This window comes from Roseateles oligotrophus, from assembly GCF_014204525.1.
Taxonomy (GTDB): domain Bacteria; phylum Pseudomonadota; class Gammaproteobacteria; order Burkholderiales; family Burkholderiaceae_C; genus Paucibacter_A; species Paucibacter_A oligotrophus_A.
In genome coordinates, this window is record NZ_JACHLP010000002.1 from 491,661 (window position 1) to 514,598 (window position 22,938).

Below are 22,938 nucleotides of genomic sequence, written 5' to 3' on the forward strand. Positions count from 1 at the left end.
TCTTTGTCTCGCATGTGCACACGCGTAATGGTGGGCAAGGGCTACGCTGTGCGAGGATCAAGCGACTCAATTCGTCGTCGGCAATTCCCATCCTCGCAACTTTGGGTAGTAGCGGGTCGAGCGCCCCCCGCCTACGCGTTCCAGCAAGCCCATCGCTTCCAGGTCAATGAGTTCACGCGAGGCCGTGGCGCGGGAGGTGGCGGCGATGTTCTCGTACTTCTTGGTGCTCATCCCGCCTTCGAAGCCGCTGGGCCCGGCGTCGAGCAGCAGGTTGATGACCTTGGTGAGTTGAATAAGGAGGTCTAATTGGCTCAAGGTGCGTTGGGAAGCGATTTGGGCTGCGAGCCATTCCTGGCCGCTATAGCCAGCAGCATGACGGGTGTCCTTGCCTGGCCAATTGCCAAGTGGACAATTGCCCGTATGACGACGCTTCCTTCAGCACATCAAGATTTGCCCTTCGACCGGATGAAGGAGGCCGACGTTCGCGCTGAGATTCTTGACCCTTTGCTGCGTCGCCTGGGCTACTCGCTAAATGGGCCGGCAATCATTCTTCGAGAGCATGCGCTGAAGTATCCGTTCCTGTACCTGGGCAGGAAGAAGCCGGGAAAAGATCTCAGACTGCAAGGGAACGCCGACTACACGCTGGAAGTCGCGACGCACGCACGCTGGACGCTCGAAGCCAAGGCGCCGAATCAAGAGTTGGATGAGGAAGTTATCCAACAGGCTTGGAGCTACGCAATTCATCCAGAAGTTCAATCCAGCTACTTCGCGGTCAGCAACGGCCGGGTTTTCAAGCTGTACTCCACTTCAGCGGCTTGGGGGAGCCCGCCTATCCTCACTTGCAGATACGAGGAACTAAACAAGCGATACGAAGAAATTGAAGCGTTTCTCGGCCCCGCTCAACTCGCCAGAAAGTACCCGAACCACCTAAGTTCCGCTGGCAAGCCGTTGGGGCCGAACTTGAGAGCATTTGAGCGAATCGCCAGCGGGGGTATCTCGTATCACAAATCGACGACTGGACTCCCGCTTCTGAGCCAGATGCAAGTCGCAATCATCGACGGGTCCATGCGGCGGGACAGCGCCGGGAAGATTGAAGTCACCCTCGTGACGCGGGCTCCTTTCCGAGAGCTCCAAGAGCGGATTGACGCGTTGGGCATGCAGGTCCAGACCTACTACACAGATGACGAGCAACTGTCCGTCAACTCCGACACGCCAACGGTCCTTCGTTTCTTTACCGATCAGCCGTTGCCGTTGACATTCGATCCGACGACTCTGAAGGTGATGCCACCAACTGTTCCTGTGAGGGTGGTGATCAATGCCTCGGCGATCGGGTGCCTGAGGAACGATGTCTTCAGCGGCGACTTCCTCTTGGACGTGACCTATCACCTGGCCAACGGTACCGCCGCGTTCAGCGGTGAGGGCAAGTTCGAGCTACGTTTGACGTAAGGCCAAGTCTGTGTTTGCTCCGCTTTAGCAATACCCCCGGCGGTACGACAAATAGGCCCAGCTGAATGGCTGGGCCTGAGCACAGCGGTCAGTTAGCTCGTGAACTACCTAACGATTGGTACTTGCAGCGGCGATCACGAGGCAAGGAAATCCCAGCGACAGCAGCCAGCCTATCGCAGCCCTTCCTCACTCCGGCAAAGCGGCTGTCTCCCACTCACTCTCCCCGCCTCCCGCCCTGACACAATCCCCCCATGGGCGAATTCGATCTGATCCGACGTTTTTTCAAAGACCAAAGCCGGCCGCCGCTGGATGCCGTGCCGGTGGGCATTGGCGATGACTGTGCGGTCATCAACCCGACGGCGGGCATGCAGTGGCTGGTGTCCAGCGATATGTTGGTTGAGGGCCGGCATTTCCTGTCCACCGTGGCACCTGAGCGCCTGGGGCACAAGGCGCTGGCGGTGAACCTGAGCGATCTGGCGGCATGTGGCGCGACGCCGCGGGCCTTCACGCTGGCGCTGAGTCTGCCGCGGGTGGATGAGGCATTTCTAACGGGCTTCTCGCGCGGCTTGTTCGCGCTGGCGCAGGCGCATGGCATTGAACTGGTGGGTGGCGACACGACGGCCGGGCCGCTGAATATCTGCATCACGGTGATGGGCGAGGCGCCGCGTGGCCAGGCCATTCTGCGCAGCGGCGCATGCGTGGGAGATGATGTTTATGTCAGCGGCACGACGCTGGGCGATGCGAGGCTGGCGCTGGAGGCCTTCCGTGGCACGGTCAATCTGCCCGGTGAGGATTTCACGCTGGCACGCCAGGCCATGGAATGCCCGCAGCCGCGCGTGGCCCTGGGCCAGGCCCTGCGAGGTTTGGCGCACAGCGCCATCGATGTGTCGGACGGCCTGGTGGGCGACCTGGGTCACATCCTCAAGGCCTCGGGCCTGGGCGCCCGCCTGGAGGTGGATGCCTTGCCGCGCAGTGCGGTGCTGCGCCGCCAGCCCATGGCCTTGCAGCGCAAATGCGGTCTGGCCGGTGGCGATGATTACGAACTGGTGTTCACGGCGCCCGCCGCGGTGGCTGCGCAGTTGGCGGCCGCCGCAGCGGCCAGCGGCACGGCCATCACCCGCATCGGCCGCATCGAGGCCGAGCCCGGCCTGCGTTTGTTCGATGCCCAGGGCCAGACCCTGGATTTGGGCCTGAGCAGCTTTGACCATTTCAAATCATGAGTGATATGTCTGCCGCACCCCGCCGCGCCACCGCAAGCTTCATGCTGGCCCACCCGGCGCGCTGGATCGCCCTGGGCTTTGGCAGCGGGCTCTCACCTGTGGCGCCGGGCACGGTCGGCACTTTGTGGGCCTGGCTGGCCTTTCTGGTCATCAACCCCTGGCTGAACGACTGGCAATGGGCCGCCCTGCTGCTGGGCGGCACCGCCGTCGGCTGGTGGGCCTGCACGGCGACGGCCCGCCACCTGGCAACACCTGACCCCGGCGCCATCGTCTGGGACGAGGTGCTGGCTTTCTGGCTGGTGCTCTGGCTCATCATGCCCACGGGTTTCTGGGGACAGGTGATTGCCTTTGCCCTGTTCCGTTACTTCGACGCCGCCAAGCCCGGGCCGGTGGGCTGGGCCGACCGGCTTTACAAGGGCGAGCGTGGCAAGCCGGTCACTTGGGCGCAGGGCTGGGGCATTTTGTTTGACGATTTCGTCGCGGCTGGATGTACGCTGCTGGTGATCGCGCTGTGGCGGTTTACTTTCTTCTGACAGGAGGCTCAACCATGCATTTCCCTGAAGAGCAAGAACTGATCGATCGCATCGCCGTGGCCCTGATGCAGCGGCGCGAGCGCCTGGGCACGGCGGAGTCCTGCACCGGTGGCCTGATCGCGGCGGCCTGCACCAGCTTGTCGGGCTCCAGCCAGTGGTTTGAGCGCGGCGTGGTCAGCTATAGCAATGAGTCCAAGACCGAGTTGCTGGGCGTGCCGGCGGCCTTGATCGGCCTGCATGGTTCGGTCAGCGGCGAGGTGGCCCTGCATATGGCCCGCGGCCTGCTGGCCCATGCACCGGTGGACTGGGCGCTGGCGGTGACCGGCATTGCCGGCCCCACCGGGGGCAGCACCGACAAGCCCGTGGGCACCGTCTGGCTGGCCCTGGTGCATGGCAGCTCCGAGCCCAAGGTGTGGCAGGAGCTGTTCAGCGGCGACCGCCACGCCGTGCGCACCGCCACCTTGCGTGCCGGCCTGATGGCTTTGTGCGAAGCCCTGGAAGACAAGGACCGATGAGCCTGCTCTTGCTGGGCCGTTGGCCGGATGCCGAGCGGGATCGCTGGCTGAGTCTGCTGCAAGCCGCCTTACCCAATGAGCGCATCCTGCTGGCGCGGCCCAGCCAGGCCGCCGAGGTGGAGGTGGCCATCGTCGCCAACCCCGAGCCCGGCAGCCTGGTGGGCCTGCCGAATCTGCGCCTGATCCAATCCGTCTGGGCCGGGGTGGACCGTCTGCTGCTGGACCCCGATCTGCCGCCCGAGGTGCCGCTGGCCCGCATGGTGGACCCGGCCATGAACGAGGCCATGGTGCACACGGCGCTGTGGGCCGTGCTGTCCCTGCACCGGCATTTCTTTGACTTAGCCCGCCAGCAGCGCGATGGCGTTTGGCGGCAGCCGGCGCAGCGCCGCGCGGCCGAGCTGAGCGTGCTGGTGCTGGGCCTGGGCGAACTGGGCGGGCGGGTGGCGCGGGCCCTGGCGGCCCAGGGCTATGCCGTCAGCGCCTGGAGCACGCGGCCCAGCGAACAAGCCGGCCTGCGCTGCCTGGCGGGCGAGGCCGCTTTGCAAGCGGCTTTGGCCGAGGCCGAGGTGGTGATCAATCTGCTGCCCCTGACCCCGGCCACCCAGCAGTTCTTTGACGCGGCGCGCCTGGCCCAGATGCGGCGTGGTGCGGCCCTGGTGAATCTGGCGCGCGGCGCCCATGTGGACGAGTCGGCGCTGCTGCAGGCCCTGGCCAGTGGCCAGCTGGGCCATGCGGTGCTGGATGTGTTTGCGCAGGAGCCGCTGGCCCCGGGCCATGCCTTCTGGCAGCACCCGCAAGTCACCGTGCTGCCGCATTGCGCGGCGCAGACCGATGCGCGCAGCGCTGCGGCCGTGGTGCTGGGCAATCTGCGCGCCCTGCGCGAGGGGCGGCCGCTGGCTCATCTGGTGAGCCGGCAGCGCGGCTACTGAGCGGGCGGTCTCAGCCGAGGCCGCCCAGCACGGTGTCGGCCGATTCGCTGCTGAGGTCGGGCGCCTGCCAGTGGCGCAGCCAGTCCAGGAACTGGGCCTCGGGCATGGGCTTGGCGATGAAGTAACCCTGACCTTCATCGCAGCCCAGGGCGGCCAGGATCTTCCAGGCCTTGGCCGTCTCCACCCCTTCGGCCACCACCGACAGGCCCAGATTGTGGGCCAGCTCGATGGTGGAGTGCACGATCTTGGCGTCGCCCAGGTCGCGCTCCATGGCCAGCACAAAGCTCTTGTCGATCTTGAGCTCATCCACCGGCAAGGTCTTCAGATAGGCCAGCGAGGAGTAGCCGGTGCCGAAGTCGTCGATGGACAGCTTGAAGCCCAGGGCGCTGAGCTGCTCCAGCGTGTGCAGGGCGCGCTGGGGGTCGTCCATGATGGCGCTCTCGGTGATCTCCAGGCACAGGGCCTGGCTGCCGGCGCCCTGGGCGGCCAGCATGCCCATGATCTTGGCCGGCAAGTCCTGGTCCAGCAGATCGCGGGTGGAGAGATTGACGCTGATGCGCAGCTCCAGGCCCTGCGCCTGCGCTTGCGACCAGGCACGCAGGGCGGCGGCAATCACCCAGGTGGTGAGCGTGCGGATAAAACCGCTCTGCTCGGCGAAGGGGATGAAGTGCATGGGCGGCACCAGGCCGCGCTCGGGGTGCTGCCAGCGCAGCAAGGCCTCGGCGCTGAGGATGCGGCCCCGGGCCAGGTCGACCTTGGGCTGCAGGTACAGGCGCAGCTCGCCGGCCTCGACCGCGTGGCGCAGCTCGCCCAGCAGGGACAGCGACTCCTGGCTGCCCACGTCCAGCTGGGCGCTGTAGACCATGCTGCCGCTCTGGCGCTTCTTGGCGTCGAACATGGCCAGGGTGGCGCGCGCCAGCAGCAGCTTGGCCTCGCGCCCGTGCTGGGGCGCCAGGGCGATGCCGATGCCGGCGCTCAGGTCCACCGTCTGGTCCTGGATCTGCAGGGGGTTTTCGAAGTCGCGCCGGATCGCATCGGCCAGGGCCAGGGCCGAGGCCTCATTGGCGCCGCGCAATAGCAGGGCGAACTCATCGCCGCTGAGGCGGGCCAGACCGTCCTCGGGGCCGGGCAGCAGGGCTTGCAGGCGCTTGGCCACCTTGCGCAAGAGCAGGTCGCCGAATTCATGGCCCTGCACATCGTTGACGTGCTTGAAGCGGTCCAGGCCCAGGATCAGCACGGCCAGGGGGGTGTCGGCGCCGGCCTGCGCCAGCGCCTGGCCGACCCGCAGGCCGAAGCCCGCTCGGTTGGGCAGTTCGGTCAGCTGGTCCTTGAAGGCCAGGTCATTGAGGCTGTGGTCGCGCTGGCGTATGCCCTGGCGCATGGCTTCGAAGGCGCTGGCCAGATGGCTGACCTCCTCGGCCCCCTTGATCTGCGCGACCGGGGTGTCGTAGTCGCCCCGGCCCAGGCGTTCCACCGATTCGGCCAGGGTCGAGATGGGCTCGCTGATGCGGCGCGCCGTCAGCACGCTGCCCAGGGCAAAGGCGGCCACGCCCAGCAGGGTCAGCCAGGCCAGGGTTTGGCGCAGCAGGCCGAAGGAGAGAAAGGCCTGGTCAAACGAGCGCAGCAGCACCACCGCCAGCTCCTGCGGGCCCTCTTGCAGCAAGGGCAGGTAGAGGCCGCGCATCTCTTCGGCGCCGAGCTGCAGGGCAAAGAGGTGGCTGCCCGCGGGCTTGCCTTGCAATTGCTGGGCCACGGCGGCGGTGTGCCGGGGGTCCAGCACCGAGCCCAGGGCTTGCCAGGGCCTTTGAGCCTGCTCCCGCCGCAGGATCACGCCATGCAGCTGGGACAGGGCCTGCAGCTCTTGCAGCGGCTCGTCCTGCAGGTCCACCGCCATCAGCAGCCAGCCGCCCAGGCCGGCCGCCTGCACCGGCACGGCCACCAGTTGGTAGGCGCGGCCCTTGACCAGGGCCAGATTGGTCTGCCAGGCGGGGGCCTTGCCTTCGCTGGCCTGGGCCATGGATTTTTGCAGGCGCGGCAGCAGGGCGGCAAAGTCCTGCGCCTCCGCCGCGGTGGCGGCGACGACCTGGGCATTGCCGTCCGCGTAGGCGATCAGGCCGGCCTTGAGCAGGCTGCGGTTTTTGGAGTCCAGCGCGCTGACCAGGGTCTCGGCAAACTCCTCGCGGCTCATGCTGCCGGCATCGGCCAGCACATCGCGGATGCCGTGGTTGTTCTCCAGTTGTCGCAGCAGGGCCGTGCGCTGCTGGGCGTCCTGCACCAGCAGATGCTCGAACATGCGCTGGCCGGTCTGCAGCTCGGCCTGCACCGTCAGCTCGGTGCTGTTCTTGATATTGGCGTCGGTGATGAACCAGCTGGCCAGCTGCACCACGGCCAGCAAGGCCAGAAAGGGCGCGACGATGCGGCCCTCCAGGCGTTTGAGATTGAGAAAGGCCGGCAGGGCAAGTTTCATCGGACGGAGGGGCAAGAGGGCCTGAGGCGCACGCTCAGCGCTCCAGGTTCAGGCTGAGTTCCAGCCGATTATTGCCGCTGCCGCTCAGGCTCAGCGCTTGCTCGCGCAGCTGCGGCTGCTTGAAGCCGGGGTGCCAGTAACGCAAGACATGCTCGCCAGCGGGCAGGTCCAGCTTGAGCAGGCCGCTGGCATCGGTCTTGCCGAATAGCGGGGTGTCCACCACCACCACATGGGCGCTCATGCTGTCGTGGATATTGCAGCCCAGGGTGGCCACGCCGGGCTTGTCAAACACGACGGGCTCGGCCGGCGTGCCGGCGTAGAGCTTGACGTCGAACTTCTTGGCCGCCGAGAAGGAGTAGACATGGTGGCGCACCGTGTCGAAGTTAGGGAAGTTGACCGCCGTGCCGGTTTGCACCACCAGCACAAAGGGCTGGAACTGGCGGCTGCGCTGCTCCATCTGGGCCTGGGTCTTGCTGCCGCTGGGCAGGTGCTTGGGCTGGCCTTTCAGTTCGACGGCGATGACGGCATTGGCCAGGGGCTGGCCCTTGGCGTCGAGCACCTGCACGCTCCAGGGCAGGGCCTGGGCGCTGTGGCCGAGCAAGCCCAGCGGCAAGCTCAGCCACAGGTTCAGCCGCAGACCGAGGCCCGGACCGGCGAGCCACCCGCTGGGCCGGCGGTGATGGGGCGCTTTTGCGTGCATGGCCGGCCTTTCAGGTGTTTGCGTTGGGGGCGAATCAATCGGCTGCAACGATATCCCGCTTCATCGGTGCCAGCCGGCGCAGGAGCTCGTTTTTCGCGGCGGCCGACACGCCGGCCGCGTCCAGCTCTTCGCGCAGCATGCCGACCAGGGCGTCGAACTCGCTGGCCCTGATCTTGGCGTCTTGGTGCGAACGCGCCATGGTCTCGCCTTCGTAGACACAGGGGCCGTCGCTGAGGGCGCAGATCTGCTGGGCCAGGCTGGCCTTGATGGCGCTCAGCTTGATGCCCTCAAAACTGCGGCGGGTGCGTGCGTCGCTGGCGCTGCGATCCAGGGTGCGCGAGACCAGCTGGGCGATGCCCGCTTCGCCACCCAGACCCTGGTAGAGCGTGGCCGTGGGCGGGCTGGTGCAGGCGCCGAGCGCGAGCAGGCCGAGGCCGAGGATCAGGGCGTTCGTTCGACGAGGGCAGAGGATTTGCATGGGCGGGTGGGCAGGTGTTTCGTCAATTCTTGCTTCAGGCGCCCTGGTGTTTGGCCGAAGACCAGTCAGGCTGTTCCCTCGCCCTTGCATATCGACCCTTCTAGCCGCCGACTTGAGTCGCTGATTCCCATGCCCCACCCCCTGCGCCCCCGCCCATTGCTCGCCTTGACCCTGGCCTTGGCCCTGTTGCTGAGCCTGGGCGTGGGCCCGGCCCGGGCCGGCAACAAGCTGCTGGCCAGCTCGGGTGTGAGCCAGGTGGAAGGTGCGGCCGGTGGTGGCCTGAGCCCCTGGGCCTTGATCGCGGGTGGCGGGAGCCGCGATGAGATCGGCGCCTCGGCCTTTGCCACGCGGGTGCAGACCCGCGGCGGCTATGTGCTGGAGGCCGGCGGCGTGGCCCTGGGCCTGTACGACAGCGTGGAGTTGTCGGCGGCGCGCTGGCGCTTTGGCTTGTCGGACACGGTGCCGGGCCAGAGCTTGGGCCTCGATGTGTTCGGCCTGAAGTGGCGCGTCTTCGGCGACGCGGTGTTTGATGCCGACCGCCCCTGGCCGCAGATCGCTCTGGGCTTGCAGCACAAGCGCAACCGCCGCATGCAGGTGCCCGAGCTGCTGGGTGCCCTGCGCGCCAGCGATACCGAGCCATACATCAGCTTCAGCAAGCTGTGGCTGGGCGCGGCCGGGGGCTTCAATCTGCTGGGCAATCTGACGCTGCGCGGCACGCGCGCCAATCAGATGGGCTTGCTGGGCTTTGGCGGCGAGCGCGGTGATGCCTTGCGCGGCCAGGCCGAGGCCTCGCTGGTGCTGCTGCCGCGCGACAACCTGGGCCTGGGCCTGGAGTGGCGCGACAAGCCCAGCCTGCTCGGCGCCGCCCCCGAGACCCGGGCCTGGGATTTGTTCCTGAGCTGGTGGCCTTGCGCCAATCTCAATCTGACCCTGGCCTATCTGGACCTGGGCCAGATCGCCGATAAAAAGGCGCAGCGCAGCAGCTATCTGTCGCTGCAGGCGCAGTTTTGAGCGCTTGGTGTGACGGCCCTTATCCCTGCAAAGCCAGGCGCGGTGCGCGTGGTGCCGTGGCCTGCACCAGCATCAGGGCCAGGCGGCGCAGGCCGGCCCAGGGCTCGCTGGGCCAGTCGGGGTGGCGCAGGCCTTTGACCAGGCCGTCGCAGACCTGGGCGGCTTGCACCAAACGGGTCAAATCGGCGGCGTGCAAGCCCGGCACGATGCGCTCGAACAAGCGCTCCTTGGGGCCCCAGACGCGTGCCTCGCGCAAGGCCATGGGCAGGGGCTTGCCGCCGTCCACCGCATCGCGCACGCGCTTGAGGGCGCGGATGTCTTCGGCCAGCGCCCAGTGCACCAGCACGGCGGCCTCGCCCTCGGCCTCCAGGCCGTCCAGCATGCGCAGCACGCGGGCGACCTGGCCGCCCAGCACCGATTCGCTGAGCTTGAACACGTCGTAGCGCGCCACATTCAAGACCGCCGCCTCGATCTGCGCCAGGCTCAGCTCGCCCTGGGGGTGCAGCAGGGCCAGTTTTTGCAGCTCCTGGTGGGCGGCGAGCAGATTGCCCTCCACCCGGTCGGCAAAAAAGGCCAGGGTGCGCTGGCCTTCCTCGCCCTCGGCCACGCGCTGGCCTTGGGCCAGCAGGCGCTGGGCGATCCACTGCGGCAGGGCGCGGCGCTCCACCGGGTCCACGCGCAGGGTGGCACCGGCGCCGTCCAGGGCCAGGAACCAGGCGCTGTTGAGCTGGGTCTTGTCCAGGCGTGGCAGGGTGACCAGGGTGACCACGTCCTCGGGCAGATGCTCGCAGTAACGCTGCAAGGCCTCGGAACCGTCCTTGCCGGGCTTGCCGGAGGGGATGCGGATCTCGATGAACTGGCGCTCGGCAAACAAGCTCATGGCCTGGGCCGCGCCCAGCACCGGCCCCCAGTCGAAGTAGGCGCCCGCGACGGTGAAGACCTTGCGTTCGCCATAGCCCTGGGCGCGTGCGGCGGCGCGGATGGCGTCGGCCGCCTCCTGGGCCAGCAAGGCCTCGTCGCCGTACACGGTGTAGATGGGGCGCAGGGCTTTGGAGAGCTGCTGCGCAAGAGCGTCGGCGCGGATTTGCATGGGTTCAGGCGGGCAGGCGCACGGCGGCCAGGCGGCGCAGCAACTGGTTCACCACATCGGACTGCATGGCGCGGTAGAGCTGGGCTTCTTCCTGCTCCTTGGCCAGGGCGGCGCTTTCGCTGGTGTTCATATCGCGCGACATGCGCAGCTGGGTATTGGGCAGCAGGATTTCGCCGCTCGGCGTGCGCAACAGGAAGTCCAGCTTGACGCGCAACTGCCACTCGCGGACCTGGCCGGCCGTGGTGGTCACGACCGAGGTCTTGTCGCGCTCGTCCAGCAGCGCCTCCAGCACCAGCTCGGCACGGTTGGGGTCTTCCACCAGCTTGACGGGGGTGCGCGCCAGTTGGCGGCGCAGCTCCGCGGCCAGGGGCGAGCCCGGCGCGAAGCCGGTCAGCGCAATGCTCTGGAACAGCAGCTCCGGCTCGCGCCGGGGCTGGAAGCCGCAGGCCGCCAGCGCGACGGCGAGCGGTGCGGCCAGGCCGGCGAGCAGGAGCTGGCGGCGTGCGCGCATCAGACCACCACGTTGACCAGGCGGCCCGGCACGACGATGACTTTTTTGGGCGCGCGGCCTTCGCTGAACTTGATGCATTCCTCGTTGGCCAGGGCGGCGGCTTCGATGGCGGCCTTGTCCGCGCCGGCGGCCACCTTGATGGCGCCGCGCAGCTTGCCATTGACCTGCAGCATCAGCTCGATCTCGTCCTGCACCAGGGCCGCTTCGTCGACCAAAGGCCAGGGGGCGTCGAGCAGGTCGCCGAACTGGGCCTCAAAGCCCAGGGCCTGCCACAGGCCGTGGGTGATGTGCGGGGCCACCGGGTAGAGGGCACGCAGCAGAATGCCCGTGCCTTCGCGCAGAGCTGCCGCGTCACCGGCTTGCAGCTTGGCGTCCTCCAGGGCGTTGAGCAGCTTCATCGCACCCGAGACCACGGTGTTGTACTGCAGGCGCTGGTAGTCGCTGCTGATCTGGCCCAAAAGCTTGTGCACCTCGCGGCGCAGATCCTGGGCGGCCGTGCTCTGGCCCTCGAAGCCTGTGCCTGCCGCCTGGATGCTGGACTGATGCTTGAGGCCAAATGCCCAGAGGCGGCGCAGATAACGGTAAGCGCCCTCGGCACCGCTGTCCGACCAGGCCGCGCTTTGGTCCGGTGGGCCGGCGAACATGGTGAACAGGCGGGCCGTGTCGGCGCCGAACTTCTCGATGATGTCGCGCGGCTCGACCACATTGTTCTTGGACTTGGACATCTTCTCGATGCCGCCCAGGGTCACGGGCAAGCCATCGTCCTTGGCCGTGGCACCGATGGGGTGACCCTTGTCGTCGAACTGCACATTCACCTCGCTGGGATAGAACCAGCGCTTCTTGCCCGAGGCGTCTTCGCGGTAGAAGCTCTCGTTCAGCAACATGCCTTGGGTGAACAGCTTGGTGAAGGGCTCGTCGAACTTGACCAGGCCGATGTCGCGCATGGCCTTGGTCCAGAAGCGGGCGTACAGCAGGTGCAGCACCGCGTGTTCGATGCCGCCGATGTACTGGTCCATGGGCGACCAGTAGTCGTTGCGGGCGTCGACCATGGAGTCAGTCGCGTCCGGGCAGGTGTAGCGCATGTAGTACCAGGCGCTGTCCACAAAGGTGTCCATGGTGTCCGTCTCACGCTGGGCGGGTTTGCCGCAGCTGGGGCAGGCCACGTTCAGGAAGGACGCGCATTTCTTCAGCGGATTGCCGGAGCCGTCGGGGATCAAATCCTCCGGCAGCACCACGGGCAGGTCTTGTTCGGGCACGGGCACCGAGCCGCAATCCGGGCAGTGGATGATGGGGATGGGCGTGCCCCAGTAGCGCTGGCGGCTGATGCCCCAGTCGCGCAGGCGCCAGGTGGTTTTCTTCTCGCCCAGGCCCTTGGCGCCAATCAATTCGGCGACCTTGCTGACGGCTTCTTTATGCGGCAGTCCGTCCAGCTCGCCCGAGTTGATGCAGACTGCGCGCTGCTTGTCTCCGTACCAGTCGGCCCAGGCGCCCAGGCTGAAGGTTTCGCCTTCGACGCCAATCACTTGCTGGATCGCGATGCCGTACTTCTTGGCAAAGGCGAAGTCGCGTTCGTCGTGCGCGGGCACGCCCATCACGGCGCCGTCGCCATAACTCATCAGCACATAGTTGCCGACCCAGACCTCGACCTGGGCGCCGGTCAGCGGGTGGGTGACGAAGAGGCCGGTGCGCTGGCCCTTCTTTTCCTGCGTGGCCAGCTCGGCCTCGGTGGTGCCGCCGGCCTTGCATTCTTCGATGAAGGCTTGCAGGGTCGGGTTGCCGGCTGCGGCATGGGCGGCCAGCGGGTGCTCCGGTGCCACGGCGCAGAAGGTCACGCCCATGATGGTGTCGGCACGCGTCGTGAACACAAACAGCCGGCCGTCCTGGATCAGCTCGCCGGCGGCGTTAGTGATCGAATGCGGGAAGGCAAAGCGCACCCCCTCGCTCTTGCCGATCCAGTGCTCCTGCATCAGGCGCACGCGCTCGGGCCAGCCGCTCAGGTAGCCGGGAGCCTCGGGGTCGGCCACATTGGCCAGCAACTCGTCGGCGTACTGAGTGATGGCGAAGTAGTAGCCGGGGATTTCGCGCTTTTCCACCAGGGCGCCGGAGCGCCAGCCGCGGCCGTCCACCACCTGCTCATTGGCCAGCACGGTTTGGTCGATCGGATCCCAGTTCACCACCTGGGTTTTTTTGTAGACCACGCCTTTTTCCAGCATCTTCAGGAAGAACCATTGGTTCCACTTGTAATAGCTGGCGTCGCAGGTGGCGACTTCGCGGGTCCAGTCAAAGGCCAGGCCCAGCGGTTGCATCTGCGCCTTCATATCGGCGATGTTGTCGCGCGTCCATTGGGCGGGGGCGACGTTTTTGTCCATGGCCGCGTTCTCCGCCGGCAGGCCAAAGGCGTCCCAGCCCATGGGCATCAGCACGTTGTAGCCCTTCATGCGCAGCTGGCGCGTGAGCATGTCGTTGATCGTGTAATTGCGCACATGGCCCATATGCAGCTTGCCGCTGGGGTAGGGCAGCATGGAGCAGGCGTAGAACTTTGGCTTGTTCTGGTCTTCGACCACGCGGTAGGCGTCGCGGGAATTCCAATACTCGCGCGCAGCGGCTTCGATCTCGTTCGGGGCGTACTTTTCGTTCATGCGCCAAATTGTAGGGCTGCTCGCAAGCTGCCCCCGCCGAACGCCGTCTCAGGGTGGGCTGGTAGCGACGCTTTCGGCCACAAAGGCGATGCGGCTCAGGCCCGCGCTCTGGCACCAGCCTATCAGCTCGGCCACCTGACCGTAGGGCACGCTGCGATCGGCGCGCAACTGGACCTCCAGCTCGGGCCTGGCCTTGCCCAGCTCCATCAAGCGTTGTTGCAGCTGCCGCTTGTCCAGCCTTGCTTCGCCCAGCCACAGGCTGCCATCGGGCTGCAGGCCGATGGCGATGAATTGGGGCGCTTCCGAGGGACGGGCGGCCTCGCTCTTGGGCAGGTCCAGATGCAGGGAGGACGTCATCAGCGGCGCGGCAATCATGAAGATCACCAGCAGCACCAACATGACGTCGATCAGCGGCGTCATATTGATCTCACCCATGGGCTTGGGTTTTTCCGTGCGCTCCAGTCGGCCGAAAGCCATGACCCTAGCCTTTTTGCTGATCCAGCATCTCGCGCAGATCGTGGGCAAAGCCTTCCAGCTCGGCCTCACAGGCGCCCACGCGCTTGCCGAAGATGTTGTAGGCCAGCACGGCCGGGATGGCCACGGCCAGGCCGGCCGCCGTCATGATCAAGGCCTCGCCCACCGGGCCGGCGATCTTTTCGATCGTGATGCTGCCGCCGGCGCTCAGATTGACCAGGGCGTGGTAGATGCCCCAGACGGTGCCGAACAGGCCCACAAAGGGCGCGATGCTGCCGATGGAGGCCAGCAAGACCTGACCCTGCTGCAGATGCTGCAGCACCTGGTGCAAGGCGTCGCGCAGGCGGCGGGTCAGGCGCGACTCTTGCCGGCCTGAGGCTTCCAGCGTGCCCGCCGTGGTGTTGGCCGTGGCGGCCTCCAGCAGGGGCAGCAAGACCTGCTCCTGGTCGAAATTCTGCAGGGCGTTGCGGCCCTCCTCCAGATTGGCGGCGGCCCAGAAGGCGGGCAGGGCGCGAGCGATGCTGCGGCGGGCGCGCTGCAGCACCCAGCCCTTCCAGAGGATCACCACCCAGGCGCTGACGGACATCAGTAGCAGCAAGAGGGCGACACCGCGCGAGACCGCGTCGCCCAGGGCCCACAGCTCGGCGAAGCCCGTCATCAGCGCAAGCCCAGCACGTCGTTCATATCGTAGAGGCCGGGCGCCTGTGTGGCCAGGAAGCGCGCGGCGCGCAAGCTGCCCTGGGCGAAGGTGGCGCGGCTGCTGGCTTTGTGGCTAATCTCGATGCGCTCGCCAATGCCGGCAAACAGCACCGTGTGGTCGCCGATGATGTCGCCGCCGCGCACGGTGGCAAAGCCGATGGTGGAGGGATCGCGTTCGCCGGTGACGCCTTCGCGGCCGTAAACCGCGCAGGTCTTCAGGTCACGGCCCAGGGCCTGAGCCACGGCTTCGCCCATGGCCAGGGCCGTGCCGCTAGGGGCGTCGACCTTGTGGCGGTGGTGGGCTTCGATGATTTCGATGTCAAACCCTTCGCTCAGCGCGCGGGCGGCGCGGTCCAGCAGGCCCAGCACCACATTGACCCCGACGCTCATATTGGGCGCCATCATCACGCCGGTGCGGGCGGCATGGCTGCCGATCTGGGCTTTTTGCTGGGCGTCGAAGCCAGTGGTGCCGATCACCACCTTGACGCCGAGTTCGGCACAGACGGCCAGATGGGCCAGCGTGCCTTCGGGGCGTGTGAAGTCGATCAAGACATCGGCACCGGCCAGGCCTTGGCGCAGATCGGCCGTGATGGTCAGGCCGCTGCTCTTGCCCAAAAAGGCCGCCGGGTCGCTGCCCAGGGCCGGGCTGCTTGGCTGATCGAGGGCACCGCTGAGTTGGCAGTCGGGCGCGTTCAGCACCGCTTCAATCAGCATGCGGCCCATGCGGCCGGAGCTGCCGGCGATGGCAATCTTCACAGGCGAGGCGCTCAAGGCTTGCTCTCCAACGGGGGGTAGTTGCGCTGCACGCCCATGGCCTCGGCGGCCGGCGCTTCACGTTTGGGCGGTAGGGGCAAGGCCTTGCGTTCGGCCTCGCTCAGCTCCAGTTTGGGCAGTTCGCCGCGCTTGGAGCGGGTGTTGATGGCGGCCACGAATTCGTTTTCGGTGGGCAAATCGTCCGGCACCTCCAGCGATTTCAGGCGCTCGCCCTCGAACCAGGCCACGACCTGGCGCTTTTGCGGCTCGGCGCCTTGGCGGCGGATGGTGAAGACATAGTCCCAACGGTCTTGATGGAAGATGTCGGTCAGCAGGGGCGAGCCCAGCAGGTCGCGCACCTGGGCGCGCGGCATACCGGGTTTGACGCGGGCCACCAATTCCTTGGTCAGCACATTGCCCTGCACTACTTCCAAGCGATAGGGCGTCACGATGCCCAGCACCTTGTCACCACTGACCGAGGGAAGGTAGGAGCAGCCGGTCGTGGCGCCCGCCAGTGCGAGCAGACTCAACAGACGAGTAGGAGTAGATGAGCAAAGGTTGGGACGCATTGGGGGCTTGTGTGGGCCTGGCCGCCAAAAAAGCGCCAAGCTGGCTATGATTGGGCCATTCTAGCGGCAGGCCCAGTGCGGCTTGCGCCGACCCGAATGGACACATGAACCGCACCGAAGAGATCAAAAACAGCGGCCTCAAGGCCACGCTGCCCCGTATCAAGATTCTGGAGATTTTCCAGAAGACGGCGCAGCGCCACATGACGGCCGAGGACGTTTACAAGGCCTTGCTGACCGAGGACGCCGATATCGGCCTGGCCACGGTCTACCGTGTGCTGACGCAGTTCGAGCAGGCGGGCCTGCTGTCACGCAATCACTTCGAATCCGGTAAATCGGTGTTCGAACTCAACGAGGGCCATCACCACGACCATCTGGTCTGCCTGACTTGTGGCCGGGTGGAAGAGTTCTTTGATCCCGAGATCGAGGAGCGCCAGCACGTCATCGCCCTGCAGCGCGGCTTTGAGCTGCAAGAGCATTCCCTGGCCTTGTACGCCAGCTGCGTCAAGAAGGACTGCGAGCACCGCGGTAAATAAGGCCAGCGCGAGCCCGGCACCCGGGAGGGTGGCGGGCCGTTGATCAGCGGCGATCAGTTGTCGTCGTCGTGCTGGCCGGATTCGATGGCGCGTTGGTGGCGCTCGACGAACTCGCGGTAGGTATCGATGCCGCGCAATTGCAAGACGGTGTTGCGCACGGCGGCCTCCACCAGCACGGCCAGATTGCGGCCGGCGTCCACGGCGATGATGACCTTGCGCACCGGCATGCCCAGCACTTCCTCGTAGAGGGGCTCGTAGGGCAGGCGCTCGAAGTCCCGTTCCATCGTCTCCTTGCGCACCAGGTGGACGATCAGCTTGAGCCGCATCTTGCGGCGCACGGCGGTCTCGCCAAAGATGGCCTTGATGTCCAGCAGGCCGATGCCGCGCACTTCCAGCAGATTGAGCAGCAGCTCGGGGCAGCGGCCCTCGATGGAGGTCTGGGCGATGCGGAAAAGGTCTACCGCGTCGTCGGCCACCAGGCCGTGGCCGCGTGAGATCAGCTCCAGGCCCAGCTCGCTCTTGCCCAGGCCGGATTCGCCGGTCAGCAAGACGCCCAGGCCCAGGATGTCCATGAAGACGCCGTGGCGGGTGCTGCGGTTGGCGAACAGATGGGCCAGATGGGCGCGCACCACGTCGATCACATGGCCGGCCGACTCGGCGGTGACGAAGAGCGGGATTTCGGCCCGGTCGCACATGGCGACCAGGCGGTCGGGCGGAGTCTGGGCGTCGGCCACGATGATGACCGGCGGCTCCAGCGTGACGATGCGGGCGATGCGGCTGTCCAGCACCTCGCCGGCGGCCTGGCTCAGATAAGCCACCTCGCGGCGACCGACGATCTGCACCCGGTAGGGGTGGATGTAGTTGAGATAACCCACCAGGTCGGCGGCCGACTGGGCGTCGCGCACGGCGGCCTCGTCAAAGCGGCGCTCGGGGTGGGCGTGGCCGGCGATCCATTCCCATCGCATGGCCTCCCGGTGTTCTTCAAAAAGCCGGTCGGCGCTGATGGAGGTGGGTTTCACGGGTGGGGTGAGTCCTGGCTTGGGGGGGGAGTTCGGTGCGGGGCCCGCTTCAGGCGACGGATTTGAGCGGTTCCCAGTCGGCAATCAGGCGGTGCAACTCGCTGGCCTCGGGCTCGGTCTTGAGGCGCTCGCGCAACTCGCGGTCCGACAGCATTTCGGCGATCTCGGAGAGGATCTCCAGATGGCGCTGGGTGGCCGCCTCCGGCACCAGCAAAAAGATCAGCAGGCTGACCGGCTCGTCGTCGGGAGCGTCAAAGCCAATCGGCTGTTGCACCCGCAGCACGGCGGCCAGAGGGTTCTTCAAACCCTTGATGCGGCCATGCGGGATGGCGACACCATGGCCCAGGCCGGTGGAGCCCAGGCGCTCGCGCGCGAACAGATTGTCGGCCACCAGCGCTCGGGAAATCGCGTGATTGTTTTCGAACAGCAAACCGGCTTGCTCGAAAACCCGCTTTTTGCTGGACGCGTCCACATGCACCAGCACATTGCTGGCGGGGAGGATGGCTGCGAGACGATTCATGGTGTCTAAGCGCTGCGTACGGCGGGGAGGCCTTGCTCAAAGCGCTTGTTCGGTGTTTAAGGGGGCAATTATAGAAACGCCGGCTTGGACTGCCGATGCTGGCCGTCGCTGCAAGTGCACAAATACGCAAATGGTGCAGCGCAGCAAGGCCAGTATTGCACAGGCGAACCAGAGCATCAAACGGGCAAGAAAAAGGCGACCTGAAAGGTCGCCTTGTCCGTGCGACAGGCAGACCGCCTGTCGACATGCGGGGCCAGGCTCACATCGCGGGGGTTTCCAGGCGCTTGGCCGAGGCGTGGTGATGGTCTTGCAGGCGATCCTTGTGGCGGCAGACTTGCCGATCCAGCTTGTCCATCAGTGAATCAATGGCGGCGTACAGGTCTTCGGCGGACTGTTCCACGAAGATGTCTCGTCCTTTGACATGCAGGGTCACTTCAGCTTTTTGGCGCCGCTCCTTCTCCTTTTGCTTTTCAACCGTGAGTAGAACGTTCACATCAACAACTTGATCAAAATGGCGGGTCACTCGATCCAGCTTTGTAAGCACATACTCACGCAGAGAGGGCGTAACTTCCAAATGGTGGCCACTGATTGTCAGGTTCATAAAGCCTCCTTTCACAAGGGAGATCTGGAGAAATGGAAAACGAGATTCAAAGGGCAAAGAGCGAAATTGAAGCAATTGCTGGGGGGTTCTGACCTTGGACTGAGAGTGGATCGGTGAAACCAGTTTGCTCTTCTTACAAGCGTGTGACAAGCCCTTTGCCCTCAGCCCTGGGCGATAGGTGATGAGCTTTGTTCGAGCTGTGAATTTAGGCGCGGAAATCGAGCGTCAGCACTTTTGCTGGCGGCCCTCCCGTGGAGGTGATAATCCGCAGCGTCCCAGCAACGGAGAAATTCTTGGATAGCGATCACCCTCGGTGACCGTCCGCTCCCGCGTCAATGGCGCCGCGCGTGAACCCCGCAGGTTCGCCGCCGTGCCGGTCCGGAGTGAGACGGTTGCCCCAGACAAACCCCACTCCTAGACGGCGCCGCTGCGCTGGAGATTTTTTGCATGCTGAATGTATTCACGCTGGATAACGGCCGCTTGAAGGGCGGCCTGTTCCAGGAAGAAATTGAAACCGCCGAAGACCTGGCCCAGTCGCGCCCCGTGTGGGTCGATCTGGAAGACCCCAGCGCACAGGAAAAGGGCTGGATCCTCGACCGCTTCGGCCTGGTGATCCCGGAAGACATCGTCGACGAGGACCTGGAAGAGTCGGCGCGCTTCTACGAAGAAGACAATGGCGAGCTGCATATCCGCTCGGACTTCTTGATCGATGACGATGATGCTCCGCGTAATGTCCGGGTGGCCTTCATCCTCTACAACAACATCCTGTTCAGCATCCACAAGGAAGACCTGCCGGTGTTCCGCCTGCTGCGTCTGCGTGCGCGCCGCATTCCGGCCTTGATCGAAGATGCCAAGGACGTGCTGCTCAAGCTCTACGACGCCGATGCCGAGTATTCCGCCGATGTGCTGGAAGGCATTTACGACAAGCTGGAGAAGGTCAGCGCCCGGGTCTTGAAAAAAGACGTGAATGACACCGAGGCCGGCGAGGTGCTGTCGGCCATCGCGCGCGAGGAAGACTTGAACGGCCGCATCCGTCGTAACGTGATGGACACACGGCGTGCGCTCAGCTTCATGATGCGCAGCCGCATGCTCAATGCCGAGCAGTTCGAGGAATCGCGCCAGATTCTGCGCGATATCGACTCGCTGGACTCGCACACCGCCTTCTTGTTCGACAAGGTCAACTTCCTGATGGACGCCACCGTGGGTTTCATCAATATCAACCAGAACAAGATCATCAAGATCTTCTCGGTGGCCAGCGTGGCCTTGTTGCCGCCCACCTTGATCGCCAGCATCTACGGCATGAACTTCAAGTTCATGCCCGAGCTGGAGCAGGCCTGGGGCTACCCCTTCGCCCTGGGCCTGATGCTGGCCTCGGTGGCCGCGCCCTTCATCTACTTCCGCCGCAAGGGCTGGTTGCGTTAAGGCCGCCGGTTCAGGGGCAGTGCCCCTTGGCAATCCACAGATAAGCCACCAGGCGCGGGCTGCTGGCCAGCACGGGCAGGCCCACCCGTTCGGGGATCAGCACATCCTGGGCCTGCCGGGGTACGACGATCCAGGTGCGCGGCGCGGCGCAGCGCAGGGCCTGCCAGGCCTGCGGCTCGAGCAGAATCTGGCGGCCCTTGGGGCCGTCGAACTTGGCGGCCTCGACGATTTCCTTGCGCCAGCTGTCGTGCAACTGCGGAGCAAAGGGCTTGTTCAGAATGACCGGCACGGGCTGCCCGCGTTTGAGCAGCAGGGGCACGTCGAAGGTGAACTGGTCCTCGAACACCAGGGCATCGCCCGGTTGCCACTGGGCCTGGATGCCGTCCACCAGGCGGGCGTTGCTCTTGGTGTCCACCCACACGATGCCGATCAGCATGCCCACCGTCAGCACCGCGCCGCCCAGGGCCAGGCCGGTGGGCAGGCGGCGTTGCCAGCCGCTGCTCTGGGCATGCCAGCGCGCCAGCTGGGGCGCCAGCAGCAAGGCCAGGGCCGGGCCGACCGGCAGGATATAGCCCAATAGCTTGGACGAGGGCAGGCTGAAGAACACGGTGATGGCCAGCAGCCACACCAGGCCCAGCTGGCCCAGCGGCGTCGTGCGCGTCAGGCGTTGCGCCAGGGTCCACAGAATCGCGGGCGACCAGGGCAGGGTCATGATGAGCAAGACGCCAGGGTAGAACCAGGCCGGCATCACGTTATTGAAACCTTCGGCGGCGTAGCGTTTGAAATGATGCACAACAAAGAAGTAATGCATGAAGCCCGGGTAGCGCTGCTCCATAGCGATGAACCAGGGCAGGCTGATGGCCAGGAAGATCGCCCAGCCGCGCAGCCAAACCAGTTGGAATACCGCCCGCCAGCCCTGCGACCAGCATAGCCAGATGGCCAGCACCAGCATCGGCAGCACCACGCCGATCAAGCCCTTGGCCAGCACGCCCAGGGCCATGGCCGCGAAGCCCAGGGTGCGCAGGCCGGTGCTGGGGCGCAAGGCGTGGCTGGCCAGGGCGCAGATGGCGATGCTGATGCAACTGGCCACCAGCATGTCCAGATTGGCGAACTGCGAGCCCAGATGCCAGAAGGGCTGGGCCACCATGAAGATCAGCACCCAGGCGCAGACGGCGGGGGCTTCGGCTTTGTCCAGATGCCGGCGGATCAGCTGGCACAGCACAAAGATGGCGCCTAGCGCAGCTAAGCACGAAACCAGGCGGGCGCCGATGGCGGTCTCACCGGTCAGGCCGAAGCTCAGGCCGGCCAGCCAATAGAACAGCGGCGGCTTGTGGAAATAGGGCAGGCCATTGAGCTGGGGGAGCAGCCAATCGCCGCTATGCCACATCATGGCAGCCACGCCGACATAGCGGCCTTCGTCGGGGAGCGCCACCGGGCGCCAGGGCATTGAAATCAAATACACCAGCGCGGCCAGCGCCAAACCCCACCATTTATGTTGCAAAACCCTCATGCGACCCCGTCCGAAGTGAGTGCGCATCCTACCCAAGCTGCGGGGGAATGGCCCCGGCACAAATGCAAAGGGCTTCCGTGTTGCGCACGGAAGCCCCGGGAATAAAAGTAGTCGCAAGATGCCTCGAAGCCAACGAGGGAGGGAGGGAGGAGGAGGAAAACGGCTTGGAGATTTCACCCCCATTGCTGGGGAGACCTTGCGACTGGAATCGGTTTGATGCTAACGGAATCTCTTCCTTTGAGAAACATTTTTGGTGATTTTGCAAACCTTTACAAGTGCCTGCAAGGTGACGCAGGAATCCGTCGTTATTTTGCTTACAGGTCGTGGCGGGGCTCAGACATATGTCAGGTTGCGCAATTACAGGGCCTGGCGCTGGCACGGCGGATGATCAGTGGCTGCGGCTGCGCTTGAGCACCAGCAGGCCGAAGCACAGGGCGGCGAGAGCCAAGCCGCCGATGAAGTGGGGCGAAGCCAGGGCTTGCAGCGCCAGCCAGGCATCGTGCGCGGCCAGGGCGCCGGCATTGAGGGGCAGGCTGGGGTCTTCGGCCATCTTGCTCAGGTGCTGGCCCAGTACCAGGTGGTCGGACAGCAGGGCCTGGCTGGCGCCTTCCAGCTGCCGTTCCAGCAACTGCTCCACGATGGGCCAGTTGTAGAACTGGTCCAGTGCCAGGCCGCCCAGGCCCAGCGTCAACACGACAGCCGGCACCCCCCAGCGCTTGAGCCAGGCCGAGGCGGCCACGACCAGCATGATCAGGGGCGAAAGCCACAGCGTCATCAGCAGCACGCCCAAAACAGCGCGCAGCAAGATGGGCAGTGTGGCGGCGATGGCCGTGCCCCAGGGCACCGAGGCCCAGGCCGCGAAGCCACCTTGCTTGATGAACAGCCCGCTGGCCATCAAGGGGCCGGCGATGGCACCCACCAGCAGCGCGGCCAGGGGCACCAGCAAGGCATGGGCCAGGAGCGTGGCGCCAATGCTCTCGGAATGGCTGGCGGGCAGGGAGAGCCAGAACTCGATCGAGCGGTCCTGCACATCGCGCCGGGCCAGGCCTGGCATCTGGAACATGGCGCTGATCCAGGTGATGCCAAACACGCCCGCTGCGGTGGCCAGGGTCAGGGCCACGGCCATCTGCAACGGGAATTGGTCGATGGGCATGCCTTGGACCTGGCCAAAAGGCAGCAAGACAAAGAACAGGCCCAGAGGCAGGAACAGCGTGATCAGCCAGCCGCGCTTGTGCTGCATCCATTCACGCAGCAAGAGGGTGGAAAAACGAGAGGATGAAAAAGCATTCATGAGGCGGT

Annotated in this window: 24 protein-coding genes; 8 read left to right on the forward strand and 16 right to left on the reverse strand. The window is 65.6% G+C overall.

Annotated features, from left to right (window positions below; all coding sequences use genetic code 11):
• Positions 1–66 precede the first annotated feature (66 nt).
• Entirely contained in the window at positions 67–315 is a 249-nt protein-coding gene (locus tag HNP55_RS06755) for a hypothetical protein (protein WP_184297498.1), read from the reverse strand.
• Between HNP55_RS06755 and HNP55_RS06760 the strand changes: the two genes are divergently transcribed.
• The 5 genes from HNP55_RS06760 to HNP55_RS06780 all read left to right on the forward strand — a co-directional run bounded on the left by HNP55_RS06760 (position 307) and on the right by HNP55_RS06780 (position 4,643).
• Positions 307–1,446, forward strand: coding sequence for a type I restriction enzyme HsdR N-terminal domain-containing protein (locus HNP55_RS06760; RefSeq protein ID WP_184297507.1), 1,140 nt, complete (start codon positions 307–309; stop codon positions 1,444–1,446). The genes HNP55_RS06755 and HNP55_RS06760 overlap by 9 nt on opposite strands.
• Positions 1,447–1,697: 251 nt before the next feature.
• Positions 1,698–2,666 carry a thiamine-phosphate kinase gene (gene thiL / locus HNP55_RS06765; RefSeq protein WP_184297509.1) on the forward strand — a complete coding sequence of 323 codons (969 nt, stop codon included), beginning with the start codon at positions 1,698–1,700 and terminating at the stop codon, positions 2,664–2,666.
• 5 nt (positions 2,667–2,671) lie between these two features.
• Positions 2,672–3,199: a phosphatidylglycerophosphatase A gene (locus tag HNP55_RS06770; RefSeq protein ID WP_409993732.1), complete on the forward strand. Its 528-nt coding sequence runs from the start codon at positions 2,672–2,674 to the stop codon at positions 3,197–3,199.
• Positions 3,200–3,213: 14 nt separating this feature from the next.
• Positions 3,214–3,714 (forward strand): CinA family protein, encoded by a 501-nt coding sequence (locus tag HNP55_RS06775; protein WP_184297513.1) that lies wholly within the window; start codon positions 3,214–3,216, stop codon positions 3,712–3,714.
• Complete coding sequence (locus HNP55_RS06780; RefSeq protein ID WP_184297515.1) at positions 3,711–4,643, forward strand: 2-hydroxyacid dehydrogenase; 933 nt, start codon at positions 3,711–3,713, stop codon at positions 4,641–4,643. Before HNP55_RS06775 ends, HNP55_RS06780 begins: the two co-directional genes overlap by 4 nt.
• 10 nt (positions 4,644–4,653) lie before the next feature.
• Here the strand turns inward: HNP55_RS06780 and HNP55_RS06785 are convergent, their stop codons facing one another.
• The 3 genes from HNP55_RS06785 to HNP55_RS06795 are packed head-to-tail and all read right to left on the reverse strand — an operon-like array spanning position 4,654 to position 8,288.
• Positions 4,654–7,110: a putative bifunctional diguanylate cyclase/phosphodiesterase gene (locus HNP55_RS06785; protein ID WP_184297517.1), complete on the reverse strand. Its 2,457-nt coding sequence runs from the start codon at positions 7,108–7,110 to the stop codon at positions 4,654–4,656.
• A gap of 34 nt (positions 7,111–7,144) precedes the next feature.
• Complete coding sequence (locus HNP55_RS06790) at positions 7,145–7,810, reverse strand: methylamine utilization protein (protein ID WP_246448233.1); 666 nt, start codon at positions 7,808–7,810, stop codon at positions 7,145–7,147.
• Positions 7,811–7,844: 34 nt separating this feature from the next.
• Complete coding sequence (locus HNP55_RS06795) at positions 7,845–8,288, reverse strand: group I truncated hemoglobin (RefSeq protein WP_184297519.1); 444 nt, start codon at positions 8,286–8,288, stop codon at positions 7,845–7,847.
• Between the two features lie 156 nt (positions 8,289–8,444).
• Here HNP55_RS06795 and HNP55_RS06800 point away from each other — a divergent pair, with 156 nt between their 5' ends.
• Entirely contained in the window at positions 8,445–9,299 is an 855-nt protein-coding gene (locus tag HNP55_RS06800) for a DUF3034 family protein (RefSeq protein ID WP_221439487.1), read from the forward strand.
• Between the two features lie 19 nt (positions 9,300–9,318).
• Here HNP55_RS06800 and holA read toward each other — a convergent pair whose 3' ends face one another.
• Genes holA through HNP55_RS06835 form a run of 7 tightly spaced genes read right to left on the reverse strand, consistent with a single transcriptional unit; the run spans position 9,319 to position 15,995 of the window.
• Entirely contained in the window at positions 9,319–10,389 is a 1,071-nt protein-coding gene (holA, locus tag HNP55_RS06805) for a DNA polymerase III subunit delta (RefSeq protein WP_184297523.1), read from the reverse strand.
• A 4-nt stretch (positions 10,390–10,393) separates the two neighbouring features.
• Positions 10,394–10,900 (reverse strand): LPS assembly lipoprotein LptE, encoded by a 507-nt coding sequence (lptE, locus tag HNP55_RS06810; protein WP_184297525.1) that lies wholly within the window; start codon positions 10,898–10,900, stop codon positions 10,394–10,396.
• Complete coding sequence (leuS, locus tag HNP55_RS06815) at positions 10,900–13,539, reverse strand: leucine--tRNA ligase (RefSeq protein WP_184297527.1); 2,640 nt, start codon at positions 13,537–13,539, stop codon at positions 10,900–10,902. Before leuS ends, lptE begins: the two co-directional genes overlap by 1 nt.
• Positions 13,540–13,587: 48 nt before the next feature.
• A complete protein-coding gene (locus HNP55_RS06820; RefSeq protein WP_184297529.1) occupies positions 13,588–14,016 on the reverse strand; it encodes an ExbD/TolR family protein in 429 nt (142 codons plus the stop codon).
• A 4-nt stretch (positions 14,017–14,020) separates the two neighbouring features.
• On the reverse strand, positions 14,021–14,671 hold the full coding sequence (locus HNP55_RS06825) for a MotA/TolQ/ExbB proton channel family protein (protein ID WP_184297531.1): 651 nt from the start codon (positions 14,669–14,671) through the stop codon (positions 14,021–14,023).
• A complete protein-coding gene (dapB, locus tag HNP55_RS06830; RefSeq protein ID WP_281385230.1) occupies positions 14,671–15,483 on the reverse strand; it encodes a 4-hydroxy-tetrahydrodipicolinate reductase in 813 nt (270 codons plus the stop codon). The genes HNP55_RS06825 and dapB overlap by 1 nt, the downstream gene beginning before the upstream one ends.
• The gene (locus HNP55_RS06835; protein ID WP_246448235.1) at positions 15,480–15,995 is read right to left on the reverse strand and encodes an outer membrane protein assembly factor BamE; all 516 of its coding nucleotides are present in this window, start codon (positions 15,993–15,995) and stop codon (positions 15,480–15,482) included. The genes dapB and HNP55_RS06835 overlap by 4 nt, the downstream gene beginning before the upstream one ends.
• 143 nt (positions 15,996–16,138) lie before the next feature.
• Between HNP55_RS06835 and fur the strand changes: the two genes are divergently transcribed.
• Complete coding sequence (gene fur, locus HNP55_RS06840; protein WP_124454031.1) at positions 16,139–16,567, forward strand: ferric iron uptake transcriptional regulator; 429 nt, start codon at positions 16,139–16,141, stop codon at positions 16,565–16,567.
• Between the two features lie 53 nt (positions 16,568–16,620).
• Here fur and hprK read toward each other — a convergent pair whose 3' ends face one another.
• The 3 genes from hprK to hpf form a co-directional block, all read right to left on the reverse strand.
• Complete coding sequence (hprK, locus tag HNP55_RS06845; RefSeq protein WP_184297535.1) at positions 16,621–17,586, reverse strand: HPr(Ser) kinase/phosphatase; 966 nt, start codon at positions 17,584–17,586, stop codon at positions 16,621–16,623.
• 49 nt (positions 17,587–17,635) lie between these two features.
• Positions 17,636–18,106 (reverse strand): PTS IIA-like nitrogen regulatory protein PtsN, encoded by a 471-nt coding sequence (gene ptsN / locus HNP55_RS06850; RefSeq protein WP_184297537.1) that lies wholly within the window; start codon positions 18,104–18,106, stop codon positions 17,636–17,638.
• Between the two features lie 259 nt (positions 18,107–18,365).
• The gene (gene hpf, locus HNP55_RS06855; protein ID WP_124454037.1) at positions 18,366–18,707 is read right to left on the reverse strand and encodes a ribosome hibernation-promoting factor, HPF/YfiA family; all 342 of its coding nucleotides are present in this window, start codon (positions 18,705–18,707) and stop codon (positions 18,366–18,368) included.
• 447 nt (positions 18,708–19,154) lie between these two features.
• Here hpf and corA point away from each other — a divergent pair, with 447 nt between their 5' ends.
• Positions 19,155–20,129, forward strand: a complete 975-nt coding sequence (gene corA / locus HNP55_RS06860; RefSeq protein WP_184297539.1) for a magnesium/cobalt transporter CorA — start codon at positions 19,155–19,157, stop codon at positions 20,127–20,129.
• A 10-nt stretch (positions 20,130–20,139) separates the two neighbouring features.
• Here corA and HNP55_RS06865 read toward each other — a convergent pair whose 3' ends face one another.
• Positions 20,140–21,639, reverse strand: coding sequence for an ArnT family glycosyltransferase (locus HNP55_RS06865; protein WP_184297541.1), 1,500 nt, complete (start codon positions 21,637–21,639; stop codon positions 20,140–20,142).
• A gap of 388 nt (positions 21,640–22,027) precedes the next feature.
• Positions 22,028–22,930, reverse strand: a complete 903-nt coding sequence (locus tag HNP55_RS06870) for a hypothetical protein (RefSeq protein WP_184297543.1) — start codon at positions 22,928–22,930, stop codon at positions 22,028–22,030.
• Positions 22,931–22,938: the final 8 nt, after the last annotated feature.

Excerpts from the sequence above, each read along its gene's own strand:
- thiL (WP_184297509.1), top strand. The coding sequence starts at position 1,698 with ATGGGCGAATTCGATCTGATCCGACGTTTTTTCAAAGACCAAAGCCGG.
- HNP55_RS06770 (WP_409993732.1), top strand. The coding sequence starts at position 2,672 with ATGTCTGCCGCACCCCGCCGCGCCACCGCAAGCTTCATGCTGGCCCAC.
- HNP55_RS06775 (WP_184297513.1), top strand. The coding sequence starts at position 3,214 with ATGCATTTCCCTGAAGAGCAAGAACTGATCGATCGCATCGCCGTGGCC.
- HNP55_RS06780 (WP_184297515.1), top strand. The coding sequence starts at position 3,711 with ATGAGCCTGCTCTTGCTGGGCCGTTGGCCGGATGCCGAGCGGGATCGC.
- HNP55_RS06785 (WP_184297517.1), bottom strand. The coding sequence starts at position 7,110 with ATGAAACTTGCCCTGCCGGCCTTTCTCAATCTCAAACGCCTGGAGGGC.
- HNP55_RS06790 (WP_246448233.1), bottom strand. The coding sequence starts at position 7,810 with ATGCACGCAAAAGCGCCCCATCACCGCCGGCCCAGCGGGTGGCTCGCC.
- HNP55_RS06795 (WP_184297519.1), bottom strand. The coding sequence starts at position 8,288 with ATGCAAATCCTCTGCCCTCGTCGAACGAACGCCCTGATCCTCGGCCTC.
- holA (WP_184297523.1), bottom strand. The coding sequence starts at position 10,389 with ATGCAAATCCGCGCCGACGCTCTTGCGCAGCAGCTCTCCAAAGCCCTG.
- lptE (WP_184297525.1), bottom strand. The coding sequence starts at position 10,900 with ATGCGCGCACGCCGCCAGCTCCTGCTCGCCGGCCTGGCCGCACCGCTC.
- leuS (WP_184297527.1), bottom strand. The coding sequence starts at position 13,539 with ATGAACGAAAAGTACGCCCCGAACGAGATCGAAGCCGCTGCGCGCGAG.
- HNP55_RS06820 (WP_184297529.1), bottom strand. The coding sequence starts at position 14,016 with ATGGCTTTCGGCCGACTGGAGCGCACGGAAAAACCCAAGCCCATGGGT.
- HNP55_RS06825 (WP_184297531.1), bottom strand. The coding sequence starts at position 14,671 with ATGACGGGCTTCGCCGAGCTGTGGGCCCTGGGCGACGCGGTCTCGCGC.
- fur (WP_124454031.1), top strand. The coding sequence starts at position 16,139 with ATGAACCGCACCGAAGAGATCAAAAACAGCGGCCTCAAGGCCACGCTG.
- ptsN (WP_184297537.1), bottom strand. The coding sequence starts at position 18,106 with ATGAATCGTCTCGCAGCCATCCTCCCCGCCAGCAATGTGCTGGTGCAT.
- hpf (WP_124454037.1), bottom strand. The coding sequence starts at position 18,707 with ATGAACCTGACAATCAGTGGCCACCATTTGGAAGTTACGCCCTCTCTG.
- corA (WP_184297539.1), top strand. The coding sequence starts at position 19,155 with ATGCTGAATGTATTCACGCTGGATAACGGCCGCTTGAAGGGCGGCCTG.
- HNP55_RS06865 (WP_184297541.1), bottom strand. The coding sequence starts at position 21,639 with ATGAGGGTTTTGCAACATAAATGGTGGGGTTTGGCGCTGGCCGCGCTG.
- HNP55_RS06870 (WP_184297543.1), bottom strand. The coding sequence starts at position 22,930 with ATGAATGCTTTTTCATCCTCTCGTTTTTCCACCCTCTTGCTGCGTGAA.